This is a genomic window from Halopenitus sp. H-Gu1 (genome assembly GCF_041821145.1).
Classification (GTDB): domain Archaea; phylum Halobacteriota; class Halobacteria; order Halobacteriales; family Haloferacaceae; genus Halopenitus.
The window spans coordinates 18,488-35,798 of the sequence record NZ_JBGUBC010000012.1 but is presented as its reverse complement, the minus strand read 5'-3'; the positions used below and the strand labels follow the sequence as shown (position 1 = coordinate 35,798).

Here is a 17,311-nt window from a genome sequence, read left to right as displayed (position 1 = left end):
GCGAGAGGCGAGTCCGGTCCGTGACACGGCGGTAGTCGCCCCACCGCTAGGTGGATCGCGGAACCGCGACGACCGGGATATCAGCATCGACCAGCACCCGCTGTGCAACGCTCCCGAAGAGGAGTTTATCGGCCGCTGATCGCTTGCGTACCGCGAGGACGATCTCATCAGCCTCGAAGTTGTCCGCGGCCGCAAGCACGTCCTCGGCCGCGTCGTTTCCACGAACGAACTGGTGGGTTTCGACGGTCGCTGTCGCCACGAGCCGAACCGAGACCACGTTCAACGCCTCCTCGCCGTCTCGAACGTCCTCGGCGGTGGTCTCATCGCCGCCGGGAAGCGAGTTGACGGCGTGGACGACGTCGTCGCCCGCGAGTCTATCGTCGAGATAATCACAGATCGAAGCGCTCGCGTGCACCGAGTTCGTCGCCACGATGAACGTCGTCATCGCGACGGAATTCGTCTGGAACGGTTATAAATCTCCGCGAACGATCGATTCTCGTTGCTCCCGGTTACTGCTCGTCCGGGATCGAACCGGTAGACGCAGGTATTTCTTCGACCTGTCCAGCGAGAGTCGCCGCGTCCCCAGCGACCGTCGACGGTTCGACGTCAGCCTGTCTCGAGACGAGCCGGAGGTGGGCTGCAAGCAGCGCAAGCGGCTGGAGCGCCTCCTGATCGGGGTCGTCGGCCCGCTGGGCGAAGGTCGTCTCGACCTCGCCGTCCCGGACCGCGCCGACGAACAACGCGTCGGCGTCGGTATCGAGGAGTTCGCGTGCACGATCGACCTCTACAGCAAACTCGTCTTCGTCGGCGGTTTCTGCCGTCTCGTCGCGGTCGTCGGGAGCGTCCATACCGATCGATGCGGTCGGGAGGCCAAAAAGGCGCGGCTCTAGATAGTGGGGAAACGATCGGGAGCAACGCGAAAACGAGCGAAAACTGGATCGGAAGATCGAACGTATGAGGTGAGAAAGCGACGCCGATCGTCCGGACCGGCCGTTCTGGCAGTCAGTTCGGACGCGGGCGGGCGATGAACAGCGTCTCGACGATGTTGAACGGATCGTATCTCGACTGGTGACATTGACAGTAGACGCCGTCTTCAGCCTCGTATCGGACCGACTCCTCGTTCTTCTTGTAGCCGGGGACACAACAGAAGTGGGTACAGACGTTCATCCACGCGAGGAAGCCGTTCTCGGTCGAGGCGGCGAGCCACTCGTCGTCCTGTGCGGCCTCCTCGATGAGCGGCGAGCGAATGACGGTGACGGTGAGCGTGTCATCGGCATCCTCCGAGCGCCAGTTGGTGACGGCCGGCTTGCCGATCCCGTCCTGTCCGATGCCGTTACCCCACTCATCGTAGTCCTCAAAGGAGTCGGCGCGGATCCGATCGCCGGTCTCGTACTCATCGGACTGCCAGTCATATCCGCCCGGTGCAGAACGGAGGATGTTATCCGATTCGAAAGTGGGTTGAACGTTCTCGTACCCTTCCATGCCGCAGTACTGGAACCATTCGCCAGCATAGGTTACGCCGCCGGCCATATCCTCTTGAGCGACGGTGATCTCGATACCCTCCTGGGTGATGGTCGTAGTCTCCGGCCACTTGCCTCGCAGGTAGCCGTCGTCGGTGATCTCGATCGGCACCTGGGGCATCCCACGCGGGGCGGGACCGCCCATGAGCTCGATGGCCATCGCGACGGTCTGCCCCCCACCCTCACCGGAGGCACTCGTCAGAGAGTTGACGGTCGCGGAGCCGGCCGCGCCCACACTTGAGAGGGCCGCACCGCCGACGACGCCCTTCACGAACCGCCGCCGCCCGGATTCGGCGGGATACTTGTCGTCCTCGCTCATACCTGAGTTTCGGATGGACCGGTAAAAAGCGTGACGAAGCCCCGCCCGTGCGAGACGTCGTCCGCGGTCGCTCGATCGTCCCGTGAAACGACAGTCGTTTGTAACGGGCTCGATAGAGTGTTCATATGTTACTGACCGTCTCCGGCCCGCCGGGAAGCGGGAAGAGCACCACGGCCGCCGGACTCGCGGAGACGCTCGATCTCGACCACGTGAGCGGCGGCGACATCTTTCGCGAGATGGCCGCCGAAAACGACATGACGCCGGTCGAGTTCAACGAACACGCCGAGAGCGACGACCGGATCGACCGCGAACTCGACCGTCGTCTCCAGGAGATCGCGACGACCCGCGAGGACGTCGTCATCGAGTCTCGCCTCGCCGGGTGGCTCGCAGGGGACAGTGCGGACGTGCGCATCTGGCTCGATGCGCCCCTCGAAGTGCGTGCCGCGCGGATCGCCGACCGGGAGGGAAAGGACGTCGACCGGGCCCGCGAGGAGACGCGCCGGCGCGAGGAGAGCGAGTCGAAGCGATACCTGGAGTACTACGATATCCCGATCGAAGACCTCTCGATTTACGACGTCGTCTACAACACGTCCCGATGGGGACCTGACGCCATCCACGAGTCGATCGTCGCGCTCGTCGAGGCCTACGATCCGGCACTCGACGAGGGCAAACACCCCATCGAGGACGTCCGGTACGACTTTTGAGACCCATGAACAATACGGATGGAGGGCGAACGTGACTGACGACAGCCGGGAGGAACGATCTGCTGATGACGCCGGCACCACACGGGGTCACGAACGATTGAGAGCCCCGCCCGAGGATCGATCGCCGGCAGCGCTTTTGCGCTTCGGCGTGGTCAACCTGGACAAGCCGGCGGGGCCCTCCTCGCATCAAGTCTCCGCGTGGATCCGCGACGAGATCATCGAGACGCTCGCCGAGATAGATCCGGAAGGACCGTCGATCGACGGGGTTGCCCACTCCGGAACGCTCGACCCGAAAGTGACCGGCTGTCTCCCGACGCTCGTGGGGACGGCAAGGCGGGCCGCCCGGGTATTCCTCGAGGGGCAAAAGGAGTACGTCGCGGAACTCGAGTTCCACGACGTTCCGCCGTCGGATCTCGAGGCGATCGTGGCCGACTTCGAGGGGGAGATCTACCAGAAGCCGCCGCGCAAAAGCGCCGTAACTCGCCGGCTTCGGACCCGCCGGATCCACGAGTTGGACCTCCTCGAACTCGAGGATCGCCACGGCCTGTTTCGGATCCGGTGTGAGTCCGGCACGTACATCCGTAAGCTGTGCCACGATCTGGGGCTGGCGGCCGGGACCGGCGGCCACATGGGCGCGTTGCGCCGCATCGCCACGGATCCCTTCGACGATACCGATCTACGGACGCTTCAGGACCTGTGGGACGCGCTCGCGTGGGCCCGTGAGGGAGACGACTCGTTCCTTCGGGAGGTCGTCCAACCCGCAGAAGCAGCGTTATCGCACCTGCCTGCGGTCACGATCGCACCCTCGACCGCGGTGAACGTCACCACCGGAGCACCCATCTATGCACCAGGGGTGATCGACGTCGACGGCGAATTGGACGGCGACGCCACTCCGAGTACGGACAGCGGTCACGATGGAGACGATCGACCCCTCGTCGCGTGCTACCTCCCTAACGGTAGCGCCGTCTGTTTAGGGACGCTCGTCGGGGATCCGAACGCGGAGGAGGGGCTCGTCGTTGACCTCGAACGCGTGCTCGTCCGATCGTCGTGACCGGCCGATCTCGGGGGCAGTGGCGTCCATCGGCGGGTGAAACGAAGCCCTTAATTAACGGACTCTCGTTCGTTTGAATGCAGCCAGGGACCGTGGGGTAGTGGTATCCTATGCCGATGGGGTCGGTATGACCCGAGTTCGATTCTCGGCGGTCCCATTAAAATTCTTACAACTCCCCGTTACCGGGGAGTGTAACCCGTTCAGGACCTCGAAATCGACGACCGCGGGGTCAGAAAAATGATGCGGATCGGTCAACTAACCGATAACTCCGTCTGTCTCTACTGCAATTCTCATATCTCTGATACGTTCCGCCGAACCTTCGGTGATGAGGAGGGTCGCGTCCACCGCTGTCTCGCCTGCGATACGCGATCCCGAATCCAACTCGGAAGCGCGGCCGGCCGGGACGTCGATTGGCCCGATCCTGCCGACCAGCCGAAGCGGAACCGCGGGACTCACACTGACCAACTCGAGAATTCCAACGGGGGCGGTCGCTGATGAGCACGGACCGACCAGGTCTCGCACGTTCGAGGCGACTCGGTGAGACCTCCGAGTCCGCCGTACTCGATCTCGTTCCGCAGTTGGAACCCGTCTCGGACACCGAGAATCCACACGTCGACGCCCGGATGCGGGGGGCGTTCACGCCATCCTCCGAACTCGACTCTGCGGGCCTACTCATCATCGAGGACGGGACGCTCGTCGAGATTAAGAGCGTGTCCGTGGTCTACGGAGAGGGCCAGCGCCGCGGGCGGTTCCACTTCCGTGAGACGCAGCACGAGTACCTCGCGGAGCACGGTGGCGTTTACCTGCTCGCCGTGTGTGCGCCGCACTCCCGAGATGTTCTCGCAGCTACGCTAGCCCCGCCGAACGCGGTCGGTCAGGAACTCATCGAGACGTGGAGCGATACGGACGGCCGCGAGCCCTACTCGAAGGTGGCGTGGTCGCGCGTATTCGATCCGGACGAGATGAGGGGTGATCTACGTGGATCTCCCCCTCCACCAGCGGACGATCTGTCGACCGCGAGTCCGGTACGGCGAGAACGACGAGCGCGTTCCGATCTGCCCGATCTGTGGCGACGACATCGACTGATGCTGTTGCTCGCCGACGAGAAGGGCACTCGGTGGGAGTACAAGGCCGACAATACGGACGTGATCGGCTACCGGCACGCGATAGAACTGGAACCGTCCGCGGTCGAACAGATCGTTCCCGATCACGCGACAGGCGTGCGGCTGAAGAGCTACCACCCCAAACACGCGCGTCGCGAGGAGACGGGGGACGATCCCCTTTCGTCGCCGAAGTTCGGCTGTGCGTTTCACCGGAAGATCGACGGCGACACGCGTGAGTGGCGCGATCGCGACGAGCTTCAACGGCAACTCGAAGAGTTGCTCGTGAACGTGTTGCGTTGGGCCGATGTCCCGACCGATCCCGATCCGACTGCCTATGTCGCCGACGATCACTTCGAGGTCACCGGCTCCGACCAAGAGATCGCGGGATTGTCCGATCCGACGCCGCAACTTGAAGCCCAGCAGGAGAGCGTGTTGATGAGTGTGCTCGGCGAGCTGACGCCGACCGCTCGCGACGCTACGGAAGTGCTTGCAACCGACGGCGGCCGAATGCACTACGAAGAACTCGCGGAGAAGACCGACTCGTCCGTCTCAACGATCTACCGCGTCCTCGAGCGCTTCGGCGAGATCGTCGAAAGCGACCGCGGCATGGTCAAATTCACCAGCCAGAAGATCCGCCAGGAGATCGTCGGGATGGTCGACCGCCTCGAAGAGTTGAAAGAATCGACTGCCGAACGAGTGGCCGAACTCGCGAACGTGGATCTTCGCTCGCGGGCCGATTCCGCTCTGGAAAAGTGGATGGCCCGATATGGGGCGACCCTCGTCGATGTTGACGGTGATGAGAGAACACTCCGCTTCGATACCCTCCTTTCGAAGCTCAAGTGCGTTGACGAACCTCGTGTTGAAGACGTCCTTCAGGAGGGTCTGGAAGCGTGGATATCGACGGGACGGGATCGGCTTCAGTTCCTTGAACTCAGGGTCGATGCCAAAATCCGCGGCCAGCGAGATCTCGGCGGCGTGCCTGTGGGGTCGATCATCGATTGGTAGCGCGGCGACTCGTGAGAGGCATCACTATCCTGCGGTTCCGTTCTTTATAAGTAGACATCCGTAACCCCGGTTTCGCATGGAGCCGGCGAATCCCGCGATCGGGTCGATCGGACGTCGACGTCGGCGATCCGTTCCCGGCCGATGGGAGGATCCCCTTACCGAGTATCCCTAAAAGGGACATGAACAAGAAAAACACCCCACACCGCCACGGCTCCACCCGATGCACACGAACCGCACCCTCACGCGGGCGCGCTACGACCGTGGGCGTGGGGAGGCGTTGCGCGAGGACCAGTTAGGGCACGAGCACGCGCAGTACCGCCGGCGCTCGTCCGTGCAGTGGAACGCGCACAGCCACCCGCAGCCCCGGGAGCACGCACGCATCAGAATCCGATGCGTGCGCGTAGGAACAACCGCTCAACTCTCGACTCGTCTACGACCCCAGCCGCTACGTACGAAACCGGACGACCAGGAGAGTAGGGACGGTTACCTCTCCACGAATCTTTTCGCATCAATTGGATCGGTGTGGCTCCATCACCCTATTCAACTGTTCGGTAGCGCGGAGTCCCCTTCCTCAAGGAGCGACCGGAGGGAGCGAGTAGGAAGGGGAGGAGCGCGTTCGCATCGATTACAAACGCTAGACTATAAACACCTTCCAGATTACATTGAAACTGTGGCAGACGACTACGTGCGTCGGACGGCAATCACTCGTCTCTCGGTAGACGATGAGCAACGCGAGTTGCTTGAGGAAACCATCTCCGAGTGGAAGCGTGGTTGCCAACTCGCCACGGATATGGCGTGGGGGAGGTGCAACTCGAAAAGCGATGTACAGCCCCTCGCCTACGACGATGTGCGCGAACACACCGACCTCGGTAGTCAGCACGCGATTCTCGCCACCCACCAAGCCGCCCAAGCCATCACTGGCTGTATCGAACGCCGGTCGAACGGCAAGAAGGTGAGCAAGCCCCTCTTCACCGCCCCCACGGTGAAGTACGACGCCCGGACCATGACGCTGTTTGAGGACGATACCGTGTCGCTCTCCACAACGGAGAGTCGTGTCCGGTGTCCGCTTGCACTCCCTGACGCTGACGATGGCTACCAACGGCAGTACATCGATTCAGACACATGGAGCGTTACGGAAAGCACGCTCACCGCCCGTGACGGCGATTACTTCTTACATATCGGCTTCCGACGACCCAAGAACGATATTGAGCGAAACACCGCTGAGGACGGAACGGTCCTCGGGGTTGACCTCGGTATCGAAAACCTCGCCGTCACAAGTACCGCCTCCTTCATCAGCGGGCGGGAGCTAACCCACGACCTCCGCGAGTTTGAGAAGGTACGCGCCGGACTCCAACAGACCGGGACGCGAAGTGCCCACCGAACACTCAATCAGTCGAGTGGCCGGGAACTTCGCTACATCCGCGACGTACTCCACCGAGCGTCGAATATGATTGTGGATGAAGCACTCCGTTATGAGTGCGATGTAATTGCATTCGAGGACTTAACCCACATCCGCGATCGCACGGGCGCATCGTGGGGCCACAAGTGGGCGTTCCGAACGCTGTACGAGCAGGTGGAATACAAAGCCGAAGCGGTCGGTATCTCGGTGAAGCAAGTCGGGTCGGCGTACACGTCCAAGCGGTGCGCCGAGTGTGGCTTCACGGCAGACGAGAATCGTCCGACTCGCAACGATTTCCGGTGTCAGAAGTGTGATTCGGAGGCGAACGCAGACTATAACGCGGCGAAGAATATCGGACTGCGGTATGTCCGTCGAGGCCAACAGTCGTCTCGGCGGACGGGCAACAGTCAACTTGCCCTAAAGTCTGGAACAGTGACGCTGAGCGGCGGATTTACCGCCCACCCGGAAGGGTTTGAGGCCGAGTTCATGGACAAGCCCCACCCTCAACGAGCGAACCCGTCAGGGTGAGCAAAGTAGGGTGGGGTAGTTGACAACCTGTCAAGATGGACTTGCTGAATATAGAGCGCATATCTCGCACGAGACGTGTTCCGGGATTCGGGTGCAGAATCAGTCAGGACAGGAAATGGATGAAACGGTTAGTGCAGGATAGTCATTTCAGACGGGAAATAAGTCGGACGAACGCCTACTCACTGTCTTTGACGCCACCAGAGACCGCCCGCAAGCACGACGGCGATCAGGACGACCAGAAACGTGATTGGCCCTATCGGGAGACCCGACTCTCCAGATTCCTCGGCGGCCGTCACCTCCTCCTCCGACTCAGTGGCGGCTTCGACGGTGAGGCCGGCAAGATTGATCTCGCCCACAGCCATGTCATACTCGCCGGGCGAGTCGGGGGTGAATGACAGCGTCACGTCGGCGGTTTCCTCGCCCTCGACTGTGACAGTCTGGGAGTCGACGACGGACCCGCCGAGGGTAAGGTTGACGGTGGTTTCGCCGACGGTCTGGCCGCGATTGGTGACGGTTGCCGTGACCGTCGCGGTCTCGTCGGCCGTGATAGTCGGTTCAGCAAGACTGGCGTCGGTCACGTCCAACTGGGAAGCGCCAGTTCCGAGCGCGAACACGGAGAACTCGGGCATCGAGCCCTCGAAGCGATGGTAGGTGTCACCGGTTGCGACGTATTCAGTCTCACGAGTTACCCACTCATCGTCAGCAACCTGGTGGTAGAGGGTAACTTCCTTGGGTTCGACACCCAACTCATCGAGGTACGCCCGACGGATGCTGAACTCGACGGTCGCGTCGGTGACCTCCTCGGGGGTGAGCGTAGTGTCAACCTGGACGTAGCCCGCGGGGACGGTGCCGGTCTGGCCCTCGAAGGATCGGGCCGCGGCCTCGACCTCGTCGGGAGTGAGACCACCTTCGGTCTGGGTGGGCGCAGTGTTGATCCTCATCATCGACGCCCCCCGAGCCAGCGGCGCAACCCGGGCGGACTGGGTGCCGACCTCAATTGCCGTGCTACGCGTCAGGTCGTCCTCGTAGGTGGTCACCGACAGCTCGAAGTCCTGGTCGGTGTTGATGTTGACGGTCAGTTGATTTGCCCGGACGTTGCTGGTGGAAGATCCACTTGTGCCGTCGCCATTGTCGGCCTCACCCTCCTGCGAGTCGCCGCCATCGTCTTGGCCGCCGTCTTCGCCGCCATCCTGGGTGTTGCCGTCCTCAGGAACTCTCTCGCCCTCCTCCTGGATGGTGGCGCCGTTCTCGTCGATAACGAGTGTCTGGCCGGGCTGGGGGTTCGTCACGGTGACGGTCATGTCCCGCGCCGGCTCGTTGCCTTCCGTTCCGTCACTCTCGTCTCCCGAGTTCTCTTCGACAGTAACCGTCGTTTCGGTGGTTTCATCTACGGAACTTCCGCCGCTACCACCACCGCTACCACTCCCTCCGGTATCGTCTATATCTGTGACCGTGACCGTGATTGTTTGGTTTGTAGTTTTTGCACTGTCATTCGCCTGGACATTGACGACGTAATTGTTGTTGGTGTCCGAATCGGTGGGGTTCTCGTAGTCCGGCGGGCTGTCGAAGGTTAGATTCCCGGTACTGCTGTCGACACTAAACGCGGACTGGTCGGCACCGCCGACGAGCGAATAGGAAACACCTGCATCAACACTACCACCATCACCGTCGGTCGCGTTCACGTCGATTACCGTTCCCGTCCCGTCTTCAGCGAATGACGGGGTGGTTCCTGAACTGAACGATGGTTGATTATCTATATCTGTGACATTGACAGTAATGTTCTGTGTCGACGTCTTCAAGCCATCATCAGCCTCCACGTCAACGACATAGTCGTTGTTGGCGTCTGAATCGTTTGGACTTTCGTAGTCCGGCGGGCTGTCGAAGGTTAGATTCCCGGTACTGCTGTCGACACTAAACGCGGACTGGTCGGCACCGCCGACGAGCGAATAGGAAACACCTGCATCAACACTACCACCATCACCGTCGGTCGCGTTCACGTCGATTACCGTTCCCGTCCCGTCTTCAGCGAATGACAGATTCGTTTCCGAGCTAAACGTCGGTTGCTTATCGTTCACGTTGGTGACCTCGACGGTGATGGTCTGAGTTGCTGTCTCTTGCCCGTCATCAGCCTCCACGTCAACGACATAGTCGTTGTTGGCGTCTGAATCGTTTGGACTTTCGTGGTCTGGCGGACTGTCGAAGGTTAGATTCCCGGTGCTGCTGTCGATACTGAACGCAGACTGGTCCGCGCCACCCACAAGCGAATACGTTATTCCGGTGTCGTTCCCACTGTCTGCTTCGGCGTTTACGTCGATGGCTCTCCCCGTACTTTCTTCATCGAACGAAGGGTTCGAGCCTGAATTGAATGTTGGTGGATCGAACGGAACATCGACGGTTGCGGTAGCCGAAGACGAAGAGCCACCGGCTGGCGTTGATGTCAGTGTCACCTCGTACTGACCGCCGTTAACTGAATCCGGGGGCGTCACCGTAACGGTCTCCTGCACTGTACTGCCTGCACTGATGTTCGTATCTGATGGCGTCGTGATGGTCCAGCCGCTCGGTCCATCCGTAGAGTAACTCACGTCCTCAGGCGAACTCACGATGTTTTCGACATCGAACGTAAGGTCAGTCGAGTCGCCACTGTGTGACTTGGTTCCAGGGCCCGTTGTAATGACGGTTGACAGGGTGAGTGACTCTCGGGCGTCAACTGTCCAAGTTTCACCATCACCCAAGGTGCTCCCGCGTTCCCACTCCATTCCGTATCCGTTGTCGTGTGGAGTGTTATCAACAGTGTCCGGCATATCGCCGTCAGCAAGATTATTATCAACGTCCGAATAACGTTGGCTTATATACCCGTCCGGCCCGGTCAATCCTCGGAGTTCGAGTCGGTTCTCTGCGCTAACACTGAAGTTCCCGGGACCTTTCCGCACACCGACAGTGTCCGTATCCGAATTGTAGAACCCGATACCACTATCGCCACCTGCAAGATACGTATCTGCCCCGTGAAGCACTTCGACACCGGAGATGTCACTGGTTCCAGCGGGGATATTTCTGACATCCCATGACATGTCATAGTATTGGTTGGATCCCGAATACGTGATCCGTTGGACGAACGTCACTCCGCTTCCGGGGTCCTTGTACTCGGTGACAACAGTTGTGTCCCCATCAGTCGTGTAATTGTACTGTTCCCGAACTTGTAGCTCCCCATCGGTTGATGGGTCAGCTGTACCCCCGTTCGGCTTGTCGTAGACTGACCCCCCTGCATGAACGGCGGTATCGGAGGAATAAGAGGAACCTCCGGTCCCTCCCGGGTAGTACTGACCAACCCACTCCGATCCCGTCCCATTGTATCGGAAGAGACGGATATTCCCGCTCTCGATATTAATTTTCAACGCCCCATCGGTTTCTGTCCCACCGAGCGTATGCGACGTACCTTCGTCAGCCCGGTCAGTTATGTTGACTGTGATAGTCTGTGTAGAGGTTTGGGTCCCGTCGTCGGCCTCTACGTCGACAACATAGTCGTTGCCCTCATCCGAGTCAGTCGGAACCTCATAGTTCGGAGGATTCTGGAATGTCAAGTCGCCAGTATCTGGATCGATGGTGAACTTCGATTGGTCGGCGCCACCGACGAGTGAGTACGTGATTCCTTCATCATTACTCCCTCCCTCGCCGTCGTCAGCATTCACATCAATGACTGTTCCGGTACCCATTTCGGCGAATGACGGGTTGTTGCCCGAATTAAACGTCACCCCGTCGGCTGCTGCCACCCCTGCAGAAAACGATGCGAATATCGAAAAAATAAGACACAAACTGAGAACGAGTACGGTCAGCTTCTGATGAGGGGTTGAGCTCATTACCACGCAGCCCCATGTAATAAACTCGAATCAAGTTCGTCGGTGATTCCACCGCCTGTATTACGAAAATCGGCATCCAGCCAATTGTCGTGCCGCTGACGAGCGATGGAAGCGTCGAACTCTTTGGCCGTGGTTAGAACTCCCTGCTGTAATCGTGCCCACCACTCGACAAATGACGGGTCAGGATTCCAGTAAACATACCATGTATCCCATCCAGCCGTGTCTTCGTATATAGAGCTCATACCGAATCTCATATCATCCGACCACTAAACTTCTTGCCTAGTCTTGATCCTTTTCACACGACTGGAGTTGCTGACCACGATTCATCATCTGGAGCAGTCGTTCTTACTAGCCGCCCACGAATACGCGAGCCCGCTACGGACGCGTTCGCCCTCCAGACGTACGCAATCCCCGACGTACGCGAAGACGTCCACGAAGTCCGTGGATGGCTCGCCGAACTCGAAGAGCAATACTGACTACGTCCGGCGGGTTTTGAGATCGGTTCGCGTACCCTGATCGGCGAGCTACCAGGCCAGTGAGTACAGTGAAAGACGGTGATATTCTTTCGTAACGGAACGTCCGACCGCGTTATTCGGTGGCTCCTGCGAGGCTCGTCATCGGCGTTGCGCCGGCAACGTTCGCGCCTGTTGCGATGATCGACGCAGAGAGAACGATGAAGTCTCCGCTTGGCGAATATCCGGCTAAACGGCCGACATCTGCTCCGATACGATTCCGAGCTCCGTTCCGAGCGCGACGTCCAGCGGAACACGCTGAAGAACGAACTCGGGACGATCCGGAAGTTCCTCGAGTTCTGTATCCGATCGAACGCGGTCGAGCCCGCGGTCGCCTTACAGGTCGATGTCCCGTCCTTGTCGAAGGACGAACGGATCAATCGCGAGAAGCTGCCGTCGGAACGCGCTCGAGACATCCTCGATTACTTGGATCGGTTCAAGTACGCGAGCCGGGATCACGTCTTCGCGGGACTGCTGTGGGAGACGGGGGCTCGGATCGGCTCGATCCGGGCGCTCGATATCGAGGACGTGTATCTCGACGAGGACGATCTCGATCGACTCCGGTATCAGGAGGATCTCGACATCGAGGAGTCCGTCCTCGAGCGGATCCTTGGCGACGTCGAGCCGCCGTTCCTCTACTTCCGGCATCGTCCGGAGACGGGGACGCCGCTGAAGAAGAAGGACGCTGCCGAGCGCCCGGTAAACATCACGGAGGAACTTGGGTCGATCATCAGCGCGTACCTCAATGTGAACCGGCCGGACCAGACGGACGAGCACGGCCAGGAACCACTGCTCGCGTCGGCGAAGTCGGATTCCCGACTGAGCCTTTCGGGGATGCGGATGCGGGCCTACGTGCTCACCCAGCCGTGCCGGATGGGGAAGGATTGTCCCCATGGTCGCGATCCGGAGACCTGTGAGGCTCGCGAGCACGGCGGCGAGTCGAAGTGTCCGTCGGTTCGGTCGCCCCACAAGTGGCGGACGGGGTCGATCACTTGGCACCGCGATCGCGGGTGGCCGCCCGAGGAGATCGCGGTGAAGATGGCGACGAGCGTGGAGATGGTGAACTCGGTTTATGACCAGCCTGAGAAGCTGAAACGGATGAATAACCGCAGGACGTTCCTCGACGACTTAGAATGATGATAGGACATACCCAACTTCGAAAAATAATATGCATAACTTCAAAAAAGTGACGTCGATCTCGGCGGTCCCATTAAAATTCATACAACTCCCCGTTACCGGGGAGTGTACCCTCTTAGACTGCCGAAATAATCGTTTACTCGGCTCTCGTCACTCGTAGACGCGCCGGCCGGTCTTGTTCGCCTCGATGAAGTCCCAATCGTACTCGACGCCCAGTCCCGGTCCGTCCGGGAAGCCGATGGTTCCATCCTCGTCGATGCAGTCGAGTTGGTCGGTATACCCGTCGGCGTAGATCGGCGGCGTCGTGTTCGGCGTCTTCGGCCCGACGAGCGACATCTCGTAGTAGTTCGTGTTTCGAATGGCGGCCAGGCACTGCCGTTGTGCGGGTCCGGGCGCGTGGAACTCGATGTCGAGGCCGAAGCCCTCGGCCACGCGAGCCCGCTTTATCGCGCCGGTAATGCCGGCATCGTATTCGGGGTCGGCACGGACGAAGTCGGTCGCCTCGTTGGCGATGAAGTCGGTGAACGGCTCCAGCCCACGGATGTGTTCGGTCTGGAGGATCGGTGTCTCAAGCATCTGGCGGAGTTTGCGGTGGCTGTGCTGGGAGATGCCGCCGTCGCGGTAGGGATCCTCATACCAGAAGAAGTCCTGTTCATCGCAGGCCTGTCCAACCTTCAGAGCGTCGCCGAACGTCTCGATCTGGCAGGCGGGATCGCACAGGAGATCCATCTCGTCGCCGACGCGCTCGCCCACCGCGTGGATAGTGTCGATGGTACGCTGGGTGTCACGCCACTGGCCGCCCCAGGGGTGGATCTTGAAGCCTTGATAGCCCATCTCGAGACATTCCTCCGCGAAATCGGCATAGGCTTCGGGGGAGTCGAGACCACCGTTCATGTCACCGAAGTACGTCGAGGCATAAGCGGGGATACGTTCACGGTAAGTGCCGAGGAGTTCGTGGATCGGTGAGTCGTGGTACTTGCCGGCGAAATCCCACAGCGCGATGTCGATGGGGCCCATTCCCATGCGGTCGTACTTGCGGAGCGCGCGTTTGAGCTCCGACCAGTGTTTCTCGCGATTCAGAGGATTCTTCCCCACGAGGTAGTCCGCGACCTGATGGAGTTCGGCCATGCCCGGAGAGTTGCCACCGACGTATTCGCCGACGATGCCTTCGTCGGTGTGCACCTGCAGGCCGAATAGGTGACGCTCGAACGTCGAATCCGGCTCGTAGACCATGTGAAATCCGTCGGGAGTCGGGCCCTGATCCTCGAGTTCGTAAGCGAACTCCGTACTGACTATCTTCGTGATCGTTGGCGGCATGGGTGTCCCGCTCTTGGGAGTATACATAAACCCCCACCCACAGGCAGGAATCTCCGCTGGAATGACCCATAGCCGAACGATCCGCCAACGCACACGGAGGGAACGTTCGTGTGACCGAGTCGGAATCCGGCAGTGTCCGCTTCGATATCCCTCGCGTCGGGTCCCGCGATCCGGGAGGATGAACGGGAGAGCAACTCCGGAACGATGATCGATCCCCCCCTGGCGCGCACCTTTTTGGATCGACCGCCCCAGCGTTCGTCCATGACCGACACCGATGGGGAAAGAACGGACGGAGATATGGATGAGTACGGTCCCGACGAACCGGACATCGCCGATCTCCTTCGGAAGCTCGACGCGCTCGAGGGGACCGTCGACGACCCGCACGAACGTCGGAAAGTCCAACAGACGATCTCACTTGTCGAACGAATGCCTGGAAGCACGGCATTTACCGAACACATCTACAAGTACACCTCACGGGACATGGCCGAGGCGCTCGTCGGAAGCGTCATCTTCGCACTCCCGTTTCTCGTCGAGGACGGCGTCTTCCTCATCGCACAGTGGTTTCTCACGGTTCGGATCGCCTCGATCCCGGTGTTCCTCCTCGCGAACGTGCTGTTCGTGCTCGGATTGACCGCGGGATTGATCTACTATGCCGACATCCGAGAGGTACAGGTGACCAAGCCGGTTCTAGGCGTCATACCACGCCGTTATCTGGGCGTGCTCGTCGTTTCGTTTGGTACTTCATTCCTACTGTTGGCGATGTGGGGCCGGCTGACGATCGACGACCCGACGCCCCTCGAAGCGTTCGCCCGGGTGACGGTCGTCTGGGCGGCCACCGCACTCGGTGCCGCACTCGGCGACATCCTCCCCGGAGAAAGCAAAGGCGAAGACCTCAGCGACCTGTTCGACGGCTGATCGGTGACCGCCGATCAGCGGCCAACCACGGCCGTCCGTTCCGACTCCTCACTCGTGTTTGACGCCCGGATTCGTGACGGCGCCGAGTGATGCCGAGGAGAAATCGCGGTGGTATTTCGCGAGGATCCCCGTGGAGTAGGGCGGCTCCAGTGGTTCCCACTCGTCGTGGCGGCTCTCGAGTTCTTCATCGCTGAGGTCGACGGAGAGTTCACGGCTCGGTATGTCGACGGTGACCTCGTCGCCCTCCTCGATCAGGGCGATCGGTCCACCGGAGGCAGCCTCGGGGGCGACGTGGCCGATCATCGGCCCTCGGGTCGCCCCGGAGAATCGGCCGTCGGTGAGAAGCGCCACGTCGTCCTCGTGACCAGCGCCGACGACGGCCGCGGTCACGCCGAGCATCTCGCGCATGCCGGGGCCCCCTTTGGGACCCTCGTTGCGGATGACGATCACGTCGCCGGAATCGATCTCGCCGGTCTGGACGTACTCCATGGCGTCCTCCTCGTTCTCGAAGATCCGGGCGGGACCCTGGTGATGGAACTCGTCCTGGCCGGTCGCCTTCAGGACCGCGCCCTCCGGCGCGAGGTTGCCTTTGAGGATCTTTATTGCGCCCTCGGGCTGTTTGGGCTCATCGACGGTGTAGAGGAAGTCGGCGTCGATCTCGTCGTCGTCGGGGAGATCGAGCGTCTCGAGTTCCTCCTCGATGGTTCGACCCGTGACGGTGAGCTGGTCGCCGTCGAAGAGGCCGGCCTCAAGCAGCCGACGAATGACGATCGGAACGCCGCCGATCTCGTGAAGGTCGTTCATCACGCTGTCGCCGCCGGGCTGCATGTTCGCGATCTTCGGAGTCCGACGCGAGATTTCGTCGAAATCCTCGATGTCGAGGTCGATATCGGCCTCACCGGCGAGCGCGAGGAGGTGAAGGACGCCGTTCGTCGATCCGCCGATCGCCGTCTGAAGGGCGATCGCGTTCTCGAAGGACTTCCGGGTCAGGATGTCCGAGGGACGGCGGTCGTTCTCGATGCAGTCGACGGCCAGATCGCCAGCGCGCTCGGCGACGTCGTATCGTTCGTCCTCCTCGGCCGGCGGGCTTGCTGACCCGAGCGGCGCGAGTCCGAGTGCCTCGGAAATCGACGCCATCGTGTTCGCCGTGAACATCCCGCCACAGGATCCCGCACCCGGGCAGGCGTTGCGCTCCAGTTCGTCGAGATCGTCAGCCTCCATCTCGCCCTGTGCGTACGTGCCGACGCCCTCGAAGACCTGCACGATGGTGACGTCACGGCCCTCGTGTTGGCCGGGCATGATCGAGCCGCCGTACAGGAAGACCGAGGGAAGGTCGGTCCGGATCGCCGCCATCAACATGCCGGGAAGGTTCTTGTCACAGCCCGCGACCGTGACGAGTCCGTCCATCCGTTCGCCAAAGGAGACGAGTTCAACGGAGTCGGCGATGACTTCACGGGAGATGAGCGAGGCCTTCATCCCTTCCGTTCCCATCGAGATGGCGTCGGAGATCGTGATCGTACCGAACTCGATCGGCATCCCACCGGTCTCCTCGATGCCGTCGAGCGCGGAGCCGGCCACGTCGTCGAGATGGACGTTACATGGCGTGATATCGGCGGCAGGGTTAGCCACGCCGACCATCGGCGAGGAGAGGTCCTCGTCGTCGAAGCCCATCGCACGGAACATCGACCGGTGGGGGGCGCGTTCGGGGCCCTCGGTCACCTCTCGGCTCCGCAGATCGGCCTCCTTGCTGCCGGCAAACTCATCTTCGTCGTCACTACTGGAAGCATCCTCGTCGTCGACGGCATCCGCGGACCGTCGTTGGGATTCGCTCATGTCCCGACGATGGAGCCCCGGTGGTTTAAGTTTTGCAGGCCGCGTCTCCGTCCTCACGGAACGACACAACGAGCAAGATGCTATCGGGACGATCGGATAGGGAGAAAGGTCACG

Annotated in this window: 12 protein-coding genes and 1 tRNA gene; 7 read left to right on the top strand and 6 right to left on the bottom strand. The window is 60.9% G+C overall.

Features of this window, described 5'->3' with window-relative positions:
• Window positions 1-46: 46 nt before the first annotated feature.
• The 3 genes from ACERIT_RS10210 to ACERIT_RS10200 form a co-directional block, all read right to left on the bottom strand.
• Complete coding sequence (locus ACERIT_RS10210) at window positions 47-445, bottom strand: universal stress protein (protein WP_373674748.1); 399 nt, start codon at window positions 443-445, stop codon at window positions 47-49.
• Between the two features lie 64 nt (window positions 446-509).
• Window positions 510-848, bottom strand: coding sequence for a hypothetical protein (locus ACERIT_RS10205; RefSeq protein WP_373674747.1), 339 nt, complete (start codon window positions 846-848; stop codon window positions 510-512).
• Window positions 849-1,002: 154 nt separating this feature from the next.
• Complete coding sequence (locus ACERIT_RS10200; RefSeq protein WP_373674746.1) at window positions 1,003-1,839, bottom strand: ubiquinol-cytochrome c reductase iron-sulfur subunit; 837 nt, start codon at window positions 1,837-1,839, stop codon at window positions 1,003-1,005.
• Between the two features lie 125 nt (window positions 1,840-1,964).
• Between ACERIT_RS10200 and cmk the strand changes: the two genes are divergently transcribed.
• From cmk to ACERIT_RS10175, 5 genes are all read left to right on the top strand, one after another.
• A complete protein-coding gene (cmk, locus tag ACERIT_RS10195) occupies window positions 1,965-2,543 on the top strand; it encodes a (d)CMP kinase (RefSeq protein WP_373674745.1) in 579 nt (192 codons plus the stop codon).
• Between the two features lie 31 nt (window positions 2,544-2,574).
• The gene (locus ACERIT_RS10190) at window positions 2,575-3,594 is read left to right on the top strand and encodes an RNA-guided pseudouridylation complex pseudouridine synthase subunit Cbf5 (RefSeq protein WP_373674744.1); all 1,020 of its coding nucleotides are present in this window, start codon (window positions 2,575-2,577) and stop codon (window positions 3,592-3,594) included.
• A gap of 86 nt (window positions 3,595-3,680) precedes the next feature.
• Window positions 3,681-3,751, top strand: a tRNA-Pro gene (locus ACERIT_RS10185).
• A 337-nt stretch (window positions 3,752-4,088) separates the two neighbouring features.
• Window positions 4,089-5,702, top strand: a complete 1,614-nt coding sequence (locus ACERIT_RS10180; protein WP_373674743.1) for a hypothetical protein — start codon at window positions 4,089-4,091, stop codon at window positions 5,700-5,702.
• Between the two features lie 670 nt (window positions 5,703-6,372).
• Window positions 6,373-7,629: an RNA-guided endonuclease InsQ/TnpB family protein gene (locus tag ACERIT_RS10175; protein ID WP_373674742.1), complete on the top strand. Its 1,257-nt coding sequence runs from the start codon at window positions 6,373-6,375 to the stop codon at window positions 7,627-7,629.
• A gap of 179 nt (window positions 7,630-7,808) precedes the next feature.
• Here ACERIT_RS10175 and ACERIT_RS10170 read toward each other — a convergent pair whose 3' ends face one another.
• The gene (locus ACERIT_RS10170; RefSeq protein ID WP_373674819.1) at window positions 7,809-11,483 is read right to left on the bottom strand and encodes a cadherin domain-containing protein; all 3,675 of its coding nucleotides are present in this window, start codon (window positions 11,481-11,483) and stop codon (window positions 7,809-7,811) included.
• Window positions 11,484-12,169: 686 nt separating this feature from the next.
• Between ACERIT_RS10170 and ACERIT_RS10165 the strand changes: the two genes are divergently transcribed.
• Entirely contained in the window at window positions 12,170-13,132 is a 963-nt protein-coding gene (locus ACERIT_RS10165) for an integrase (protein WP_373674741.1), read from the top strand.
• Between the two features lie 150 nt (window positions 13,133-13,282).
• Here ACERIT_RS10165 and ACERIT_RS10160 read toward each other — a convergent pair whose 3' ends face one another.
• Window positions 13,283-14,449 (bottom strand): enolase C-terminal domain-like protein, encoded by a 1,167-nt coding sequence (locus ACERIT_RS10160; protein ID WP_373674740.1) that lies wholly within the window; start codon window positions 14,447-14,449, stop codon window positions 13,283-13,285.
• Between the two features lie 261 nt (window positions 14,450-14,710).
• Here ACERIT_RS10160 and ACERIT_RS10155 point away from each other — a divergent pair, with 261 nt between their 5' ends.
• The gene (locus tag ACERIT_RS10155; protein WP_373674739.1) at window positions 14,711-15,364 is read left to right on the top strand and encodes a DUF2391 domain-containing protein; all 654 of its coding nucleotides are present in this window, start codon (window positions 14,711-14,713) and stop codon (window positions 15,362-15,364) included.
• Window positions 15,365-15,412: 48 nt separating this feature from the next.
• Here the strand turns inward: ACERIT_RS10155 and ilvD are convergent, their stop codons facing one another.
• Complete coding sequence (ilvD, locus tag ACERIT_RS10150; RefSeq protein WP_373674738.1) at window positions 15,413-17,197, bottom strand: dihydroxy-acid dehydratase; 1,785 nt, start codon at window positions 17,195-17,197, stop codon at window positions 15,413-15,415.
• Between the last annotated feature and the right edge of the window lie 114 nt (window positions 17,198-17,311).